General features: G+C 60.1%; 19 protein-coding genes and 1 pseudogene. 19 read left to right on the top strand and 1 reads right to left on the bottom strand.

The annotated features are described in order from the left end of the window. Window positions 1-426 precede the first annotated feature (426 nt). From L0D18_RS05365 to L0D18_RS05345, 5 genes are all read left to right on the top strand, one after another. On the top strand, window positions 427-672 hold the full coding sequence (locus L0D18_RS05365; protein WP_243027846.1) for a hypothetical protein: 246 nt from the start codon (window positions 427-429) through the stop codon (window positions 670-672). Window positions 673-874: 202 nt separating this feature from the next. Beyond that, on the top strand, window positions 875-1,219 hold the full coding sequence (locus L0D18_RS05360; protein ID WP_243027845.1) for a TrbC/VirB2 family protein: 345 nt from the start codon (window positions 875-877) through the stop codon (window positions 1,217-1,219). A gap of 91 nt (window positions 1,220-1,310) precedes the next feature. Then, on the top strand, window positions 1,311-1,688 hold the full coding sequence (locus L0D18_RS05355) for a hypothetical protein (RefSeq protein ID WP_243027844.1): 378 nt from the start codon (window positions 1,311-1,313) through the stop codon (window positions 1,686-1,688). Then, complete coding sequence (locus L0D18_RS05350; RefSeq protein WP_243027843.1) at window positions 1,648-4,107, top strand: TraG/VirB4 family ATPase; 2,460 nt, start codon at window positions 1,648-1,650, stop codon at window positions 4,105-4,107. Before L0D18_RS05355 ends, L0D18_RS05350 begins: the two co-directional genes overlap by 41 nt. Next, window positions 4,104-5,180 carry a hypothetical protein gene (locus L0D18_RS05345; RefSeq protein WP_243027842.1) on the top strand — a complete coding sequence of 359 codons (1,077 nt, stop codon included), beginning with the start codon at window positions 4,104-4,106 and terminating at the stop codon, window positions 5,178-5,180. The genes L0D18_RS05350 and L0D18_RS05345 overlap by 4 nt, the downstream gene beginning before the upstream one ends. A 33-nt stretch (window positions 5,181-5,213) precedes the next feature. Here L0D18_RS05345 and L0D18_RS05340 read toward each other — a convergent pair whose 3' ends face one another. Then, complete coding sequence (locus L0D18_RS05340; RefSeq protein ID WP_243027841.1) at window positions 5,214-5,381, bottom strand: hypothetical protein; 168 nt, start codon at window positions 5,379-5,381, stop codon at window positions 5,214-5,216. 316 nt (window positions 5,382-5,697) lie between these two features. Here L0D18_RS05340 and L0D18_RS05335 point away from each other — a divergent pair, with 316 nt between their 5' ends. The 14 genes and pseudogenes from L0D18_RS05335 to L0D18_RS05270 all read left to right on the top strand — a co-directional run bounded on the left by L0D18_RS05335 (window position 5,698) and on the right by L0D18_RS05270 (window position 18,213). After that, a complete protein-coding gene (locus L0D18_RS05335; protein ID WP_243027840.1) occupies window positions 5,698-6,357 on the top strand; it encodes a DUF2681 domain-containing protein in 660 nt (219 codons plus the stop codon). Further along, window positions 6,357-8,768, top strand: coding sequence for a type IV secretory system conjugative DNA transfer family protein (locus tag L0D18_RS05330; RefSeq protein WP_243027839.1), 2,412 nt, complete (start codon window positions 6,357-6,359; stop codon window positions 8,766-8,768). The genes L0D18_RS05335 and L0D18_RS05330 overlap by 1 nt, the downstream gene beginning before the upstream one ends. Beyond that, on the top strand, window positions 8,740-9,234 hold the full coding sequence (locus tag L0D18_RS05325) for a hypothetical protein (protein ID WP_243027837.1): 495 nt from the start codon (window positions 8,740-8,742) through the stop codon (window positions 9,232-9,234). The genes L0D18_RS05330 and L0D18_RS05325 overlap by 29 nt, the downstream gene beginning before the upstream one ends. A 2-nt stretch (window positions 9,235-9,236) precedes the next feature. Continuing rightward, on the top strand, window positions 9,237-9,452 hold the full coding sequence (locus L0D18_RS05320) for a hypothetical protein (protein ID WP_243027836.1): 216 nt from the start codon (window positions 9,237-9,239) through the stop codon (window positions 9,450-9,452). After that, a complete protein-coding gene (locus L0D18_RS05315; protein WP_243027835.1) occupies window positions 9,436-9,897 on the top strand; it encodes a lytic transglycosylase domain-containing protein in 462 nt (153 codons plus the stop codon). Before L0D18_RS05320 ends, L0D18_RS05315 begins: the two co-directional genes overlap by 17 nt. Further along, complete coding sequence (locus tag L0D18_RS05310) at window positions 9,894-10,703, top strand: winged helix-turn-helix domain-containing protein (RefSeq protein ID WP_243027834.1); 810 nt, start codon at window positions 9,894-9,896, stop codon at window positions 10,701-10,703. Before L0D18_RS05315 ends, L0D18_RS05310 begins: the two co-directional genes overlap by 4 nt. Next, the gene (locus L0D18_RS05305) at window positions 10,696-11,655 is read left to right on the top strand and encodes an AAA family ATPase (protein ID WP_243027833.1); all 960 of its coding nucleotides are present in this window, start codon (window positions 10,696-10,698) and stop codon (window positions 11,653-11,655) included. Before L0D18_RS05310 ends, L0D18_RS05305 begins: the two co-directional genes overlap by 8 nt. A 487-nt stretch (window positions 11,656-12,142) precedes the next feature. Continuing rightward, a complete protein-coding gene (locus tag L0D18_RS05300) occupies window positions 12,143-12,382 on the top strand; it encodes a hypothetical protein (protein ID WP_243027832.1) in 240 nt (79 codons plus the stop codon). Then, window positions 12,379-12,642, top strand: a complete 264-nt coding sequence (locus tag L0D18_RS05295) for a hypothetical protein (protein WP_243027831.1) — start codon at window positions 12,379-12,381, stop codon at window positions 12,640-12,642. Before L0D18_RS05300 ends, L0D18_RS05295 begins: the two co-directional genes overlap by 4 nt. Window positions 12,643-12,742: 100 nt before the next feature. Beyond that, window positions 12,743-12,826, top strand: a pseudogene (locus tag L0D18_RS05290) (RNase H family protein); the annotation flags it as partial. Between the two features lie 222 nt (window positions 12,827-13,048). After that, window positions 13,049-14,161, top strand: coding sequence for an ATP-binding protein (locus L0D18_RS05285; protein ID WP_243027830.1), 1,113 nt, complete (start codon window positions 13,049-13,051; stop codon window positions 14,159-14,161). A 4-nt stretch (window positions 14,162-14,165) separates the two neighbouring features. Next, complete coding sequence (locus L0D18_RS05280; protein WP_243027829.1) at window positions 14,166-15,272, top strand: vWA domain-containing protein; 1,107 nt, start codon at window positions 14,166-14,168, stop codon at window positions 15,270-15,272. Window positions 15,273-15,979: 707 nt separating this feature from the next. Further along, a complete protein-coding gene (locus L0D18_RS05275) occupies window positions 15,980-16,246 on the top strand; it encodes a hypothetical protein (protein ID WP_243027828.1) in 267 nt (88 codons plus the stop codon). A 53-nt stretch (window positions 16,247-16,299) separates the two neighbouring features. Further along, a complete protein-coding gene (locus L0D18_RS05270; protein ID WP_243027827.1) occupies window positions 16,300-18,213 on the top strand; it encodes an ATP-dependent helicase in 1,914 nt (637 codons plus the stop codon). Window positions 18,214-18,311: the final 98 nt, after the last annotated feature.

Below are 18,311 nucleotides of genomic sequence, written 5' to 3'. Positions count from 1 at the left end.
GGAAGGCATCCCCGTAGACATGTAGAGAACCATGGGAGGTGGACCCGGCAAAGCGGTTTGGGCCTGGGCTAAGGAAGGCTCTGGTGGCATACCCGCAGAAGCGTAGGAACCGTATACGGGAGGTGGAGGGGGTGGGAGATTGGGCAATCCGCCTGTCTGCCCGCCTTGGGGAGAGGGAGATGTTGAGGATTCCACTTGCCCCTGTCCTTGCACCGAAGAAGGGGCAACACCCGATCCCGCAGGATACGTGGTTCGCTCTTGACCCGCCTGTGACTGCCCGTGACCGGGGCCAAAGTCTCCTTGTCCCTCTGGCGAATGTGCATTCAGGTCCTTAGCCCTCCCAGAAACGTCCACCGTTGGAATACCCGAAGACGCTCCCTCCTTACCCAAAAGACCGCTGACCGCTTGCGTCCCCACACCACCCCCTTGGGCCTTCTTCTTAGGCGCTGTGCCAAAGAAAAAGGCAAAGGCAAACAGTCCCCCCACCAGGAGGAAAAGGAGGAGGCCGATCTTGCGCTTATCGGGAACCTTGCCCGTAGGGTGGTCCCTCAGAAAAAGACGAGCAAAAAACTCCTTAAACTGGTCTCTACGCTTGGAACGGGAAATCTCCTTCTGCAAAGCCTGGGTAATGCCGCCTCCAAGGAGCAGGGCCGAACGGTAGTCCTCCGGTGAAGCCTCCTTCAGCTTCTTGAGAAACCCGGTCCAAGCCTCCGTCCCCGGCTCAGGCATATCCGGGTACTTCTCCCTAAGGGCCGCCTTTATCGCTTCCTTATCCACCTTGGGCTTCGCTTCCACGAGGGAATATTACCCCAAAGAGGGGGAACTTGACAACTGAAGGAGAAAATAGTACTTTCTCCCTAGGAGGAGGCAAAGGATGAAAGCCAAGGAACTCCTTCAGGTTTTCCGGGCTAACCCGGGGTTGGCGTTGGGGCTTTTGGCGGTGATGGGCTCGCAGGTGGTACTGGCAGGGGGTGGTACGAACCCTCTCCAGACTCCCATGACCCGGATTCAGGGCATCATCTGTTCCATTGTGGATGCGGTAACGGGTCCTTTTGGTGCGGCCCTGGCTATCCTGATGCTGGCCCTGGGGTTTGGTGGTCTTATCATCGGCAACCGGAACGCCATGGGGTTGATCATCACTTCTATTGCAGGAGGTGCGTTGCTCCTGGCGGCCAAGGCGTTGGGCAACACCATCCTCAACGCTACCGGGTGCGCATAAGGGGCGTGAGGGTAGTGGGAGCTGCGGGGGTTTCCCGCAGCCTTTTGCCGTATCCACAGGGTGAAAGATGGTCACGAGCGAAGCTCGTACCTTGAGACGGAAAGTCCCCCGGCTGGATGTATCCCTAACCCTGTTTGGGTTGCCCCTAGGGGTGATCCTGGCTTCCCTCTTTGGTGGGTTTTTGGTGCTCCAGGTGGTGCAAACCCTGGTGGCCAACATCTGGATACGGGGGTTGGTTTCCCTGTCCGCCGTGGTGGTGGTGTACCGCACCAGCCTGTGGATCAACGACAACTACGGGCATGGGTTCGGGTGGCGGTTCCTCCGCTTCATCACCAGGGCGGACATGTACTATCCCTCCGAGCCCCAAAAGGAAATCCCCCTTACCCTCTCCAGGGCAGGCCTAAGGGCTTCCGAGTCAGGTGATAAGTATGAGCTTTCTAGGGACCAAAATCCTGCCTTTAGCCGATGAGTTAGGCCAGTGGGAGCTAGAAAACGGCATCGTCTTCACCCGCAACGGGAAGATGGAGGTGGGGGTCAGGTTGCACCTCCCCCCCATGCTCCTCTTTTCCGACGAGGACCTCCTCAACTTCACCGAGAGGTTTGCCCAGTTCCTTCGCCTCACGGTGCCCGAAGGGGAGCGTTTCCGTCTCCTGATAGAGGCTAGAAGGGAGGCGGAAACCTACCTGGAGGCCATCCTGAAGGAACGGGACACCTTCCTCCATCCCTTGGGCGAGGTGTTCTTCGAGGAGAAGCTACGCCTCTTCGAGCGCTTGGCCCAGGAAGGCGTCCTACGCACCTGGCGTTACTACGGCTTCATGACCCTCACCCCACCCCGAGGCAGGGTGCAGGGAATGTTCTCAGAGCGGGAGTACCGGGAAGCCGTGGACCTGGCCCAGGCCATCCGTTCCGAGATGGCCGTCCAGTTGGCCTCTGCCGGGATAAAGGTGGAGCCCGCCGGGGATCGGGAGCTTTTTGAGGTGATGTGGCGGTGGTTCAATCCTGGCAAGCCCATCCCGGAGTACGTCCCCCCTGACCGACGACCTCCCTACGGTACCCCCGACTATCGGGGCCTGACGAGCCAGCTGGCCCAGACGGAGGTGGACAACGCCTACCCCACCCATATCCGCTTGGGAGACCATTGGGTGGGAGGCGTGGCCATGGCCACCTCCCCGGATAGCACCTGGCCTGGGATTGCCGATGTGCTCCTGGAGACGGAAGGGGAGTTTTACCTGGTGGTGGACTGGTACCACAAACCCCTGGAGAGGGAGTTGCGGAAGATGTCCACCACCTTGCGCACCGCCACGGCCATGAGCAAGAGCGACACCGTGGTGGACCCCAGCGTGTTCGTCAAGGCGGAAAACTACGGGGAGGCCATGAAGCGGGTCCAGGGGGAAAACCGGCACCTCTTTGAGGTGGGGGTACACCTGGTGCTGGTGGAGAAGGGATTGAGGGACCTGGTGAAGAAGCTACCCCTGGCCAAGGGACGTTTTGCCAGCCTGGGAGCCGCCCGAGGGGTACCGGTGGCCGACTTTTTTGAGGCCTGGATTTCCCTCTCTCCGGGTTCAGGCCTGGTGCCCTACTACAAGTCCACCCTGTTGGAGGACAACGCCGCCGACCTGATGCCCACCTTCAGCCCCTGGAGGGGTTTAGAAAGACCTATGGCGGTCTACGAGGGTTCGGGGGGGGTGCCGGTGCAGATAGACCTGTTTTCCGACCGCTTCCCCGCCAAACACGGCATCGTGGTGGGAGGATCGGGCCGGGGCAAGAGCTTTTTCGTCCAGTCCCTCATCAACCAGGTGGCCCTGAGGGGGATTGAGGTCATCATTGTGGACCGGGGCTTCAACTATGTGTCCCTGGTGGAGCTCCTGGGCGGCAGTGTGGTGGTCATGGACCCCATTGAGGGGACCAGTGTCAACCCCTTTGAGCTGAGGGAAGGGGAGCTTTTCCCCAGCGAGGAGAAGAAGGACCTGATCCGGGCCGTCTTCCGGGCCATGGTGCCACCTCCACAAAACGAGCAAGAGGCTTCCGTAGAGGAAGCCATCTTCATGGCCGCCGTGGAGCAAACCTACCTGATGCAACAACAGGAAGACCCCACCGGCAAGCGGGTCCTGGAACCCTTCACCCTCTCCACCGTGGTGCGCAAGCTGAGGACCATGGAACAGGTGAACGGCAAACCCATGGGGCCTCAGGAGAAGGAGATCGCCAACCGGTTGGCCTACGTGCTGGACAACTGGACCGGGGATTCCGTGTACGGCCGGCTGATAGACCGGCCCTCCAACGTGAACCTGGACGCCCCCATCGTGTACTTTGAGACGGGCAAGCTGGGTAGCGATGGCCCCCTCACCCAGGTGGGCCTTCTCCTCATATCCGACCTCATCTGGAAGAAGATCACCAAGAAGAAGGGACCCAAGCTGGTGGTGCTGGACGAGGCATGGGCGCTGCTGAAGACCCGGTACGGGGCAGGGGTGGTGGAGAACCTCTACCGGCGCAGCCGGACCTTTGGCGCCGCCATCTACGCCATCACCCAGGAGCTGAAGGACTTCACCTCGGGGTATGCCCAGGGCATCATCAGCAACACCTACTACCACTACCTCCTGCCGGCACCGGGACAGGAGGAGTACATCATGCAGCTTTTCGGCATCCCCGAACGGGCCATCCACCATGTGTACAAGAGGTTGGCCTTCAAAAAGGGCGAATACTCCGAGGTCCTCCTGGTCCTCCGGGCAGGAACGGGTCTGGAAGGAGGTGTGGTGAGGGTAAGGGTGTCCCCCTTGGAGTACTGGGCCTATACTACAGATGAAAAAGACAAGATGCGTAGAGAACGTGCAGTAGAAAAGTATGGTAACCTGAAGGAGGCGTTGCTGGCCTTGACCAGGGGGCAAGCGTGAGAAGGACCCTCCTCCCTCTAGTGGTAGCCCTGACCCTGACCCTCACGGGCGGTGCCCAGGCGGGTGGGGGTGGGGGTGGCCAGAGCTTTTGGGACATCCTTAACAACGTCCTCAATACGGGGTGCAACCTCACGGGCCAGTTCAACTTCGGGAGCAACTGGGAGTGGATCTGCACCCTGAGGAGCGCCTACCGCAACCTGAGGTGGGTGGGGGAGAACATCGGGGACTACATGCAGGACCTGGTGGTCCAGTTCTTCAGTGGCGCCCTGGAAGGCGTCATGCAATCCCTGGGGTATGTCCTGGGACCTGGGATCAATAACTTTGTAGATCAGCTAGCCAATGCCGCAATGGAGGTACGCCGGTTCCCCAACAAGCTGAGGCAGTATGTGGCCAAGGCCATGCTGGAGGATGCCAAGGCCAAATATCTGCCCCTGACGGGGAGGTATCCCCCGAACAGTCCCCCCGACCTCCTGGAGCAGCAGAAGAACACCAACCCCACGGTGGCCACGGGATATGCGGCAGAGTTCATGGACAGCGTCAAGAGGATCCAAAAGCGGGTTGGCGCCGTGGAGGGAGTCACCAACATCGCCCAAGAGATGAAGGATAAGGGCAGTGCCGTACAGGAGGTAGCTAGGATTGCGGCCGCCGTGAATACCCCTAAGGACGCCGAGCAGAAAACGGGCGGAGCGGTCAAACCCGGTATCGCCGACCAGTTGGTGGACGAGGCGAAAACAGCGGCCTCCGCCAGGGAGGTCATGGAGAAGATGGTGGAGGGGATTGCCTATATGCTTCGCCTTCAGGCGGCTAGCAATCCCGTCTTACTGGACTTCCTCCAGGCCCAGCTCCAGGCCCAGCTCTACACCAATGGGTCCCTCATAGGCCTCTACGACGAGATGGCCCGGCAGGCGGAAAGGGAAGCGGGGGATGCGGAGTACGAGATACAAGCCTACCTGCTGGCCATGCAGGAGGCTGCCCGGGAAGCTGAGCTGGAAACGCAAAAGATCAGCGACCTGTTCACCAACATTTCCAGCATGGCCGATAACCTCCCTGAGGGGAGTTCCCTAGCATGGTAGGAGGTGGAAGGTGAACCTGCCCGGAATCCCCGACTACAGCTCCTTCATAGGCGACTTCATCCAGTCGGTGCAAAGCATCGGATTGGCCTCGTGGTTTAATGCGGCTGCACAGGCGGCCATTGTCTTCGGTGTAGCTTGGTCAGCCTTTCTCTTCTTCACAGGGAACCGCTTGGGGGCACAGGGAACCTTTATCCGTACCATGATCGCCCTCCTCCTCTTCAACCTGGGGACCCGTCCGGAAGGAGCGGCCCTAAGGAGTGCCCTCTATGACGGGTGGCGGGCGGCCCATAAAAGCGCCGTCAGAACGGCAGTCGACCCCATAGCCAATCAGTTGGGGAACGCCCTCAACTCCCTGAAAGACCAGGTAAAGGAAGTATTGGTTGTGTCTTCCACCTTGGCCCTGGGTGGATTCACCAATGCCCTGCTCAAAGGGGGAGTAAGGGGAGTGCAAATAGCCACAAAAGCCGCCACTGAAGCCAAGGGTGCAGTGGGGAGCCCCACCAAAGGAGTAGGCGGCATGGGAACATTTCAAGCCGTCAGGAGCGTATCCACCAAAATCGGTTGGGGCGCCCTTACCCTAACCGTACCCTATGTGGCCGCCATGATGGTTTCCGGGCTCATGGTCTACATCAGCCTGGTGCTTTTCCCCTTGGCGGCTACCGCTTTGGCCCTGGGGTACCCAGGACTGGTGCGAAGCATGGTTACCCTGTACCTATCCGGTCTCCTCCTGGGCGTGGTAGCCCCCTTGGTCTTCGGAGCCTCCATAAGAATGCTGCAAAACAACAGCATCGCCCAAATCCAGCGGGAGGTACAGGCGGTCATGCAACAGGCTCAAAACATCAAGCAACAAAACGAGGCCAACATACAACGGCTCCAGTCCGAGGTGGAAAGTTACGCACAACAGATGGAAAACAGCACCGGGCAACAGGGACAGGCAAGCCAGGGCTTTTGGGATCGGTTTAAAGACTGGGCGGGAGGGGTGACGGCTTCGGTGAGTGGTGCCATCAACAACGCTCTTACCGCCCTTCTAACCCCCCTAAACAACATGCTCAATGCCCTCACCACCTGGTTGGTCTCTGGGCTGGTGAGCATCGCCCTATTCCTCATCTCTACCCTGGCCATCATCGTGGGCTCGGCCTGGACGATTAACCGCCTGGCTTCAGCCATAAGGGTCTGATGAAGGCTGGGACTGAGAACACCAAGGCTAAGCGGGTATGGGCTGGGGTTTTCCTCCTGTCCATGCTCCTCATCCTGGTGGGATTGGGGTATGGGCTCTGGAGTTTTGTGGCAGGGACCCTGGAAGCCTACCGGGAGCTTTCCGGACACCGCATCTCCCTCTGGGGTTGTTTGGGAGACAGGGTGTGTAGCCGGTGGTTCAGCCAGAGGGCGGCTTCCGGCTTCGATCCCAACCTACCCTATTACCTCCTACCCCTGGTGCCCCTGGCGGCTCTGGCCCGGGTGCGGATGGCCGAGAAGCCCCGTAAGGCCCCAGGGATGTCCCGTTTTGCCAGGGGAGAGGAGTTGGAACGCTACCTCAAGGGCAAGGAGCGTAGCGGCTGGCTAGGCCTTTACGGGGGAAAGGTGATGCGGTATCCCACCAGGGTGCGGTTTGCCCACACCCTGGTCCTGGGGCAACCCGGGGCGGGTAAGACCAGCCGTTTCTACGAGCCCAACCTCCTCATGGATGCCCTGGACGGCAACAGTGTGGTGGTGGTGGACCTGAAATGGCCCAACACCCAAGGGTTTCCCCGGTTTATCCCCCTCTTTGAAAACTCAGGGCACCGCATTGAGCTCTTCCTCCCCTACACCCAGGGGTCCAAGAAGCTTCCCCTCCTCAAAGACGCCGCCGACCCCCTGGTGGCCATGGAGATCGCCGAGGGTATCATCCCCGTAGACCAGAAGGCCACCACCATGACCTTTTACAAGGAGCAGGAGAGGGCTATCCTCTCAGTCCTGTTGCGCCTGGAGGCCACAGCGGGTACGGGGTCCATGGGTAGGCTGGTACGTCTCCTAAAGCAGGGGTACAAGGAAGTGGAGGCCTTTGTGCAGGACCTGGGGGACCAGCGAGCCAAGGAGGAGATGGGCTTTTTCCTTGACCTCACCCCCAACCAGAAGACCGGGCTTATCGCCGGCCTCTTGGGGAAACTCCAGCCCTTTGACGATCCCCGGCTGGAGAGGGCCACCAGCCGAGGGTCCGAAGAGGAGGAGATAGACGTTACCGAGATCGCCCGTACCCCCTCCTTCTTCTACATCGGCATCCCCCAGGACCAGCTCATGGAAGGGGTGGGGCAGGTGTTTCTCCAGATGGTGGTGCGCTACATCAACCGCACCCTCCTGCGGGAAGCCCGGTACCACGGGGGCCGGTGCCCCGTGCCCGTGATCATCTACCTGGACGAGTGGGCCAACCTGGGCTACCTGCCGGGCATGGACGTGATGCTGGCCACGGTACGGGAAAGGCAGATTGCCTACGTCCTCACCCTGCAAAACCTCTACCAGGGGGTGAAGGACTACGGAGAGGCGGAGTTTAAAGCCATCGTCAACAACCTGGGGCACTGGGTCATCTTTCCCTACGCCATCTCCATTGAAGACCGCATGTACATCAGCCGCTTCCTGGGAGAAACCACCGCCTACGAAACCGCCGTGGCCCGGGGTTGGAAGGGGGTCGTACCCATGTTTGACCCCCGGCTCCAGGTGGTGGAAAAGGAGGTGGCCCGAGCCCTCCTCTCCCCCCTGGAGATGAACGAGTTCCAGGAGGGCCAGGCCCTGGTGGTGGGTCCAGGCATCTATCCGGTGCAGGTGTGGCTTCCCAGGGTGGACGAAAGAAGCATCGGGGGACATAGGAACCCCCTCTATCCCTACGGGAAGTACCTGGGAGCCTTGCGACAGGAACCCGAAGAGGTCATGGCCCATGTGGAACGGCACCTCTTTGCCACGGGGAAAGAGGGGGAACAAACCCCCTTGGCCCGCTTCGTGGAATGGGTGGAGGCCGTGACAGAGGGGCAGTATCCGGTGCGCCTCTTCCGGGACCCCAACACCCTGGCCCTCACCAAGGTCCATGTGGACCGGGAAGCCCTCCCAGAACCCCTGGCCACGCCTCCCTTCTTCCCAGAGTGGAAGCGCCAAGGCTGGGCACGCTTTGAACGCAACGACAAGGCCCTAGCCATCCTGCCCAAGGGCATGGACGTCCTACCCGGGGAAACCCTGAGAAACCTGGAAAGGCTGGGCCTGGCCTGGAAGCTTATCGCATGGGTCAAAGATCACAAGGACCTGGTACACGGCCTATCCGACAAGGTTACCTCCCCCATGGCTTACTTTGACGAGGCTACCCTCACCATACCGGAACCGGTATACCGGGAGATCTTCGGCCCCGAACTGCCCCGGGTGGTGGAACTCCTCTCCCCACGGGAGACTACTCGTAAAGGAGTGAAAAGCGTAAAACTACCTGCTGTGGTAGAATATCCCTGGGATAACCGGGATGCCGAGGCTACCCGAGAGGAGAAACCTGAAACACCCCCGAAGGATTCCCAGAGGTCTCCTAAGGAGGGTCGCCGTCATGGTGATGGCGACCTGGATTGGCTCTTCCAGTAGCGCCGCATCCTGGGATACCCTCCTGCCCCTGGTGGAGCGGGGGCAAAGCGTTATCGTGGTGGCCCCCGTCTTTCGGGAGAAACCCCTCATGGAAGCCCTGTGGAGGCGGCTGAAGGACGGGAAAGGCGGAGTCTACCTGGTGGGGTCCAGGATGGCTCCCACGGACCCGGCCAGCTACTTTGTGGTCTTCAGCTACTTTGGAGCCGAGCTACGCATCCTGAACCCCTGGCCCCTCAAACCCGAGGGGTCCTTCGTGGTAGTGGACGGGAAAAGGGGAATGCTGGGCTCCTTGGTGGCTGGGCTGGGAGACCCCGATGGGAAAACCCGAGAGCTGACGGAAGAGGAGGCAAGGGCGTGGTGGGAGTACGGTAGAAGGTTGGTCCTCACGGGAAAGAAGGTTAGCTACAACCTGGAAGCGCAGGCCATCCTATATGTGTTGCAGAGGTTAGGACTGGTTAGGAGGTAAGCATGCAGTTTCCCCTGTGGGCAAAGGTGTTGCTGTGGTTGGAAGTACCCCTGGTGTTCGTAATGGACCTCTGGTATACCCCGTATGCCATCCTGCTGGCTTGGGGGATACCTCTCCTCTGGAACCGGTGGATAGAACACCTGGAAACCGTGGAGGCCTTGGCCTACTTTGCCAGGCCAGAACAAGAGCCAACACAGGCGGATGAGGAAAGGGCTTAAGGGATTAGCCTTCTGGCTGACCTTGGCGGCTACAGGGTGGGCCTGTGGGTATATCCCCAAGGACCTATGGCACGCCACCTGGCGCTACGCCCAAGGCTTCGGCCTGGACCCCTACCTGGTGGCGGCGGTGGTGTGGACCGAAAGCGGCTACTGCCCCCAGGCCCGGGGTAAGGCGGGAGAGGTGGGCCTGGGGCAGTTTATGCCCGGCACCTGGGTCAGGACCACGGGGGCTCCCCCAGAGTGGCGTGCCCATCCCGATTGGTCCCTCTGGGCCACGGCCAAACACCTACGGGAGCTCTATGCCGCCACAGGGGACTGGCGCTTGGCCCTGGCCGCCTACAACGCTGGTCTGGGAGCAGTACGAAGCGGGAAGATTCCCGCATCCACCCAGAGGTACGTGGAGAAAGTCCTCTTGACCTACTGGCGCTGGCGAGGTGGAAGATGAAGACCTTTCTCAGCGCACTGTTAATCCTTGCCTACACCTTTGCCCTGGTGATGAGCACAGGGCACCTGAGCGAGTGGTACCGCCTAACCCTGGGTAGCTTACCCGGATGGTTTGCCGTGGGTCTGGCCGCTGCCCTGGAAATGAGCGCCTTTCTCCTCTCCCTCCTTTCCAACTCCCTCCTCAAGGGGTCCCGATGGGCCTCATGGGGAGCAGTGGTGGCCCTGGGACTGGTCTGGGTAGGCAACTGGTTCTCCATGCGTCGGGCAGGAGAAGGGATACCGGAGGTGGAAGTCTTCCTCTCCTCCTTGTTCGTACCCGTCTCCACCTTTGTACTGGCCAAAGTACTGGGAGAACTCCTTGAAGCAGGAGCCCGCACCTCGTTCATGAAAGCCACCATGGTCACGGAAGGTCCCGGGGGTAGCTCGTATCTTGGTCACGGGCGTAGCCCGTATCTTGGTCACGGGCGTAGCCCGTATCTTGAAGCCAGTACCTTGAATGCCCAGGATACGCCAGTAACACCGGATGGCGAACCGGTGTACGACACGGGTACAGCCCGTACTACCCACGGAAACGGTATCCCGCATACTTCCACCCTTAACCCGGTAGACCAGGTAGGTCGTCTACCTCGGAAGGAATGGCGGCAAAACTACCTGATGCTTCTGGAAACTCCCCGGACCGCCAGGGAGATTATGGAAACCTTGGGGTTAGCAAAACCCACCGTCTACAAGCAGTTGAAAATCCTGGAACGGGAAGGGTTGGTGCGCAACGACGGCGGTAAATGGGTGAAGGTGAGGACCTATGCTTGATGCCTTGTCAGACCATCCGTACCTTGAGAGAATCCGAGAGGCAGAAAGGGTAGGAACGGAAAGGCTCCTTTCCTACTTCCCCGCCTGGATACGAAACATCCTGGCCGAGGACATAGACGGGGTAGAGGAGGTGGCCATGGACCTGGGTAGACCCCTGGTGGTGCGCATCCGGGGGGAGCAGAAGGTGTACAAGGAAGTAACCCAAAGCGATGTGGAGTACTTCTACAACAAGGTGGGTAGCTTCCGGTCCAACGGACGGGCCGGTATACCGGGCACCCTCCACCGCATCTCGGTGATACGGGATACCGACGACCTGGCCATCGGGTTTACCATCCGCTTCGGCAGGGCCATACCCGGTATCGCCGCCCCCTTGAGGGAGTGGATCAGGGGCCGGGAATCCACCCTCATCATCGGACCACCAGGAGTGGGGAAAACCACCCTCCTTCGGGGAATCGTGGAAGAAAAGGCCAAAACCCTCAAGGCAAGGCTGGTCATCGTGGACACCTCCAACGAAATCGCCGGCGATGGGACCATCCCCCACCCCATCATCGGCTCAGCAAGGCGCATGATGGTGGGCGACCCCAGAAAACAGGCCAACATCATCATGCAGGCCATCACCAACCACTCCCCAGAAACCATCGTGGTGGACGAAATCGGCTACCACGGGGACGTGGAAGTCCTGGAAACCGCCAGGCGCCGGGGAGTGGACATCGTGGCCACCGTCCACGGGGAAGACCTCCGGGACGTCCTGGAAAACCCCGTGCTAAAACCCCTCCTGGGCTACCCGGACCTGGAAACCGGAAAACGCCTCACCCGACCCGTCTTCCAAATCGGCATCGCCGTACTGGATAAGGGCATCTATAAGGTTTACCCTGACTTCTCCAGCGCCATAGACCAAAGCCTCCGCAAAGAAGACCCCGAAGGTATCACCATCAACACACGGAAATCATAGGAGAGATTAAACCCCCACAGACAACAGACCAAGCATAATGCGTGCGGAAATAAATCCCGATAAGGGGAAAGTAGGGCAGAGAAGTGCGGTGAGAAACGGGACATAGGCGGATTACAGAAGGGGCGGGTGGGGATGTATCCCCCCTCGAGGTCCCCCCCTCAAGATACGGGCTACGCCCGTGACCGAGGTCCCCCCCTCGAGGTCCACCGGCCGAGACCAGGGCTAACTCAAGAGCCGACACGGGTGAAGGTTTGGGGAAGATAAACCTTCACCCTATTTTTGTCGTCCCAGACGCAAAGGTGAAAGGTGAAGGCTTATCCTCCTATTAAAGGGGGACACCTACGCACCCGGTAGTGTTGACCCTAGGCGGTTAACCCAAAGAAAAACGGCGGGGCACTCGCAGGCAACCCGGTGGGGACCACGGTGGCAATCCCCATACGACCCGGGTGTGCCCCGCCGGTCTGGGAGGTGAAGGAGGTGAAGAAGGATGTACCTCTACCTTACAGGAGGTAAAACGGAGTTCAAAGGCAAAAGGATGAGCGATAAGCAAGTTATCTATCACGCCATCAACACGGGAATAATATACGTGCACCCAGAGGCCTTGAAAAATGGAACCGTTGCTCTCGACGACTTCCCCACTTCGGTGGACGTGATCATCGCTTCAGAGCCCCCCGAGGGGGCTTTGGAGCTCCACCCAGCCCCTAGGGGGTGGATGGTAAAGGAGTGAAGGAAAACGGCGGGGCACACGCAAGTGAACTGGTGGGGACCACAGTGGTAATCCCCATACAACCTGGGTGTGCCCCGCCGATCCGACTAATGAAGGAGGTAAGTATGGAAGAGAGTGGGATTTGTATAGCATGTGGGGAAGAAGCCAAAGTCGTCTTGGCCAACGCACCTCTCTGCCAGGAGTGCTTCAAAGAGATTATTGGAGAAGAGTGCTTCAAAGAGATTATTGGAGAAAACTCCGAGGAAAACGGTAACAGCTAGATGATGTGGTTCCCCCCGGGCGTTCCCGGGGGTGGGATAGGCCTGAGAGGGGCGGGGCTCAGGCCAGGTTTGATAGCCCTTTCAGGACTGATGAAAACGGCACCGGGTGGTGCCCCATTGGGTGCGGGGGCATAACGGCCACCCGGAAAACGAACGGGTAGACCGGGAAGCCAGGGCCCAATAGAAACGGCGGGGGCTTTGCCCCCGCCAATCTGATAGGTGCGTATGAAAACAGTCATAGCTACAACAGCCAGCTTCCTAGCTGGCTTAGCCGCCTTCCTAGCCGGACGAGAGTGCACTCCCCTCCTGTTCCCGGGAGTGTGCGGTTACCCCAAAGCCGATACGTTCGGTTGGGCATTTATGGGCCTAACCTTGATAGCCCTTTCAGGGCTGACCAGGAGGAAACATGTCCTTTGAAAGAGAAGTCCAAGCCCTCTACACCTGCTTGGTGGCTAATGTCCCCGTCATCCTCTGGGGACCGCCAGGAACGGGAAAAACCGCCACCGTCTCCTACCTGGCCCGGGTCCTGGGGTGGCACCTGGAAGTCATTATCGGCGCCACCCGGGACCGCACGGACTTCGGGGGCTTCCCCGTAGCCCGGGAAGGCGGAGTAGACCTCCACCCCATGCCCTGGGTGAAACGGCTGGTGGAAGCAGGGGAGACGAGCATCCTCTTCCTGGACGAACTCTCCTCCACTCCGGAGGACGTCCGGCCCGCACTCCTCCGGGTCATCAACGAACGCTACGCCGGAGACGTCTACCTCCCCGGACGCATCGTGGCCGCCGCTAACCCCGCAGAAGACGCCGTGGGCGGCCTCGGCTTGGAAGCCCCCATCGCTAACCGACTGATCCACCTGGAATGGACCCTCTCCCCAAAAGAATGGGCCAGGGGCATGCGGGAAGGCTGGGATACCCTCTACCCTAAACTCCCCCCGCCCCCACCACGGGAAACCCTCGAGGCCCACACCACATGGGCCAGGGACATGGTGGCCCTCTATGTGGAGCGCAACCCCAGCCACGCCTACCTCAAACCCCAAGGGGAAGAGGTGGGCAGAGCCTGGCCCTCCTACCGCACCTGGGACCTGGCCGCCCAAGCCCTCGGCACCGCCAAAGCCCTGGGCTTTGACCTGGAGGCCCAAACCCTCCTGGTGGCCGGCGCCGTGGGAAAGGTGGGATACGCCTTCATGACCTTCCTCAACGACCTGGACCTCCCAGACCCCAAGGAGGTCATGAAAAACCCTTCCCTCCTCCCCACCCGGGAGGACCGAACCTACGCCACCCTCATGGCCGTGGCCAGCACCGCCACCGCAGAGTGGTCCCAGGAAGCCTGGACCAGGGCCTGGAAGGTCCTGGGCTACGCCTCAGAACTGGGAAAAGCTGACCTGGCCGTCCCAGCCGCCGGTAGACTCCTGCGAGCCCACCAAAAGGCCCGGGAAGAGAGGAGGGCCACCTTCCCCATCCCCGAGGAGGCCAAACGCTTCCTCCCCCTCCTGGAAAAGGTGGCCCAGATGAGGAGGTGAACGGATGGAACGGCTTAGGGCAGCCAGAATCGCCTTGGCCAGCAAAATGCCCTACCTGGCCCCTATCCTCTTCCACATCCGCTTCCAGGAAACGGATAGGGTCCCCACCATGTCCATAGACAATCGGGGAACCCTGCGCTACAACCCCGCCTTCCTGGAAACCCTCACCGACCCCCAGGTGGTGGGCCTCCTCTGGCACGAAACCCACCACCTCCTCCGGGAACATACCGGCCCCAGGGGGGAAAGATTACTGGAACACCCCCTGGGCAACATCGCCCTGGACCTGGAAATCAACGACGACGCCCAGGAAGCCGGAATAGACCTCCCCAGACCCCCGCACCCCTACGGAGGCTACTTCCCAGAAAACTTGGGCCTCCCACGGGGCCTTTTGGCCGAGGAGTACCTGGAATTCCTTAACCCCCCGCCACCCCCTAAACCTGAACTCCAGGACATAAGCCTGAACCGAGAAGGGGAAGACAACGGACCCCAAATGGCCGTCCTGCGAATGGCCGTGGCCCAAAAGGCCAAGGAGTACGAGGCCCAGGGACGAGGCACCCTCCCCCTGGGCCTGAGGAGGTGGGTGGAGAAGCTCCTCAACCCCCAAGCGGACTGGCGTAGCCTCCTAAGACAGGCAGTCCGCAAGAGCCTGGCGGATTACCTGGCCAAGCGCCGGCCCACCTACGCCCGCCCCAACCGCCGAAGCAGTGCCTACAGCCCCGTCCTTATCCCCGGCTACTACGGCCTAAGGCCCCGGGTGGCCGTGGTCCTGGACACCTCAGGGTCCATGGACGAGGGCAAGCTGGCCCAGGCCTTGGGGGAGATCCGGGGAATCCTGCGGCAGGTGCGCGAGGTCCACGTCCTGAGCGTGGACGCCGCCCTGCACATCGCCCGCAAGGTCTTTAGCGAAAAGGACATCCCCCTCCTGGGAGGAGGCGGTACCGACATGAGCCTCGGAGTAGCCGAAGCAGAAAAACTCCGCCCCGACCTCATCATCGTCCTCACCGACGGCCAAACCCCCTGGCCCGAAGGAATCAGAACACCCACCCTGGCCATCATCATCGGTGAAGGTCCACCCCCACCCCCCTACATCCCCCACGTCCGGATACGGTGAAGGTTTGGGTGAAGGGTGAAGGTTTGAAGAAACCAAACCTTCACCCAGTTTTCCCCGTCCCAGACGTAAAGGTGAAAGATGAAGGTTTTTTCCGGCCCAAAGTTACCCGTTTTATAGTTGAGTGCGATTCACTCAAGAGGGGAGATTTTTTTCACTTGACCCCCTTTTTGACCGCTTTAAACCTTCATCTTTCACCTTTGCGTACTGGACGCTATTCTTCCCCTCTCGGGCACTTCGGAAACCTTCACCGCCTTGGTGGGGGATAAGGATATCCTTATCTTTTTCCCCGCATCCCTCGTTGACGAAGAAAAGGAGTAGGGGGATTTCTACGGTTAGCTACGTTTTGGGGGAAAAAGACAGTTAAGGAGAGGGGAGAGGAAAAAGAAAGGTATACCTTTCTTTCTACTCTCGTCACCCTCGTATCCAGGTTCTTCCAAAAAGAAGAATCGTATCTCTCATCAAGGGGAACGAAAAGTATCCAGGTTATCTCTCTTCTTCACTTCCTCACAATCCAGTGAGAAAAGACAACATTCCCCCCCATCCTACCGTCCCCTCTAGTTGTCAAGATAGCATGGTGGGTTGACAATGTCAAGAGAGTAGGCCATAACGGCGGGGGGGTAGGGAGCTTCGTGGAGGTCGGGTAAGGGGTGAGCGGCGTTTAGGGCGACTTACCCCCCCGCCGGTCTGAATGGCGAAGGAGGTAGAAGATGATGAAGAACGGCAAGAAGGCGAAGCAGGAAGTTCAGGCTCAGGAGCGGTACCGGGTCTTCACTCCTCGGTCCTATGAGGACCGGGAAGGTGAAGAGAAGACCTACTGGACCCGCATCGGTACGGCCTTTAAAGGGGAGAAGAGCATCACCATCCTGCTGGACGCTCTTCCCTTGAACGGCCGCCTGGTGGTGATCCTGGAGGAGGCTGAGGCGGGAGAAGAGACGGAAGGCGAAGACGAGGTGGTTCTCCGCAAGCGGCGCTAAGAGGGTTGGGGCACCGGGGTTGGTCCCGGTGCCCCAGATCCAAAGGAGGGGAGATGCTGAACCCTGAACAGGAAGCGGTGGTCAACCACACCTGGGGTCCCGCCCTGGTGATCGCCGGTCCCGGGAGCGGGAAGACCCGTACGGTAGTATACCGCACTGCCCGGCTTCTCCGGGAGGGGATTAGCCCCGAAGAGATCGTCCTGGTAACCTTCACCAGGAAGGCCGCTCATGAGATGAGGGAGCGGCTGGCTCACCTGGTGGGGGAGGAAACGGCCAACCGGGTGTGGATATCCACCTTCCACAGCTTGGCGGCCAGCATCCTGCGGGATAGGGGAAACATCCGCATCCTGGATGCGGAAGCCGCCAAGAAGGTGTTGGCGGGCTTCCTGGAGGAGATGGAAGCCCCCAGACGGATCACCCCTAAGGTGGTCCAGGGGGCCATTTCCCGGGCTAAGAACGCCGGATGGGATAAGAGCTACCTCCTGTCCCACTACGCAGACCTTGAACCCTACCTGGGACGGGCATACGACCGCTACGAGGAGTACAAGGCAGAAAGGGGCTACCTGGACTTTGACGACCTCCTGATAGAGGCGGTGAAGGTCTTGGAGGAGGAAGAGGACCTCCGGGCAACCTGGAGCAGGCGGGCCAGGTTCCTTACCGTGGACGAGTACCAGGATACCAACCTCCAGCAGTTTCGGCTGGTTTCCCTGCTCCTCGGCCCCGAGGAAAACATCGTGGCCGTGGGCGACCCCAACCAGGCCATCTACTCCTGGCGGGGGGCGGATTACCGCCTCATCCTGGAGTTCAGGCGCCACTTTCCTAGGGCGAGGGTTTACCACCTCTCCATCAACTATCGGAGCCACGGGGGAGTGGTGGACGCCGCCTTGCACCTCATCCGCAACAACCGGGAGCGGGAAGACCTCCCCCTTAAGGCCATCCGCTTCGGAGAACTCCCCATCAAAGTGACGGCCGAAACTAAGGAGGAAGAAGCCCTCTTCGTGGCTGAAGCGGCTAAGCTGGCCCTTGATGGAGGCGTACCCTCCTCCCAAATCGCCATCCTCATGCGCTCCTTGAGCGCTTCCCGGGTGGTGGAGGCGGCACTACGCCGCTTCCGTGTCCCCTACACCATCGTGGGAAGCGTGGGCTTCTGGGGACGCAAGGAAGTCAAGCTGGTCCTCAACCTCCTACACGCCTCCTACGGAGACACCCTGGCCCTGACAGAGGCCATCGCCATGACCATCCCCGGCTTTGGCCCCAAGAAGGCAGCTAAGGCCGCCCAAGACCTGGGTCACGGGCGTAGCCCGTATCTTGAAAGCCTGCGGGGACTGGCCGAGGGTCAAAAGTTCTTGGAGGTCCTGGAGGATATCCGGAACCTCCACGGCCTTACCGGGTATGCCCTAGCCAATGCCTTTTGGACCTGGCTTTCCACCCATCGGGACTTCTTCAGGCCCATCCTCTTGGACCTTTCCGAAGGAGTCCTGGAGGGAGCCGAGGATCGCTGGGCTAACCTGGAAGAAATGAGCAATGCCCTTCGGGGCTTCGCCGAGACCACCCCTAAAGGGGACCTGGCCCTCTTCCTTCAGGATGTCCTCCTCTCCGAGGAAGAGCCCCAGGAAAAGGGAGAAGGCGTCCGCATCATGACCCTCCACGCTTCCAAGGGTCTGGAGTTCCACACCGTCATCATCACAGGCCTGGTGGAAGGCTTCTTCCCCTCCTGGCAATCCGCAAAAGACCCCAAAAACCTGGAGGAGGAACGCCGCCTCCTCTATGTGGGCCTCACCCGGGCTAAGGAAACCCTTTACCTCACCACCTACCGGGTCGGTGAACGAGGCCCCACCATGCCCAGCCGCTTCCTGGACGAAATCCCCGGCCACCACCTCACCTATAACCCCACCATCGGCTTCCACGGCAAAGACGAAACCCAGGCCGCTAACGCCCTCTCCCAAATAGCCTCCCTGGAATGGTAAAACTTGATACCACCACACTCAACTATAAAAGGGGTAAGTTTACCTCCGAAAAAACCTTCATCTTTCACCTTTGCGTCCAGGACGAAGAAAAGTGGGTG

The sequence above is a fragment of the Thermus albus genome (assembly GCF_022760855.1).
GTDB classification, from domain to species: domain Bacteria; phylum Deinococcota; class Deinococci; order Deinococcales; family Thermaceae; genus Thermus; species Thermus albus.
This window is presented reverse-complemented; position numbering and strand designations above follow the sequence as displayed.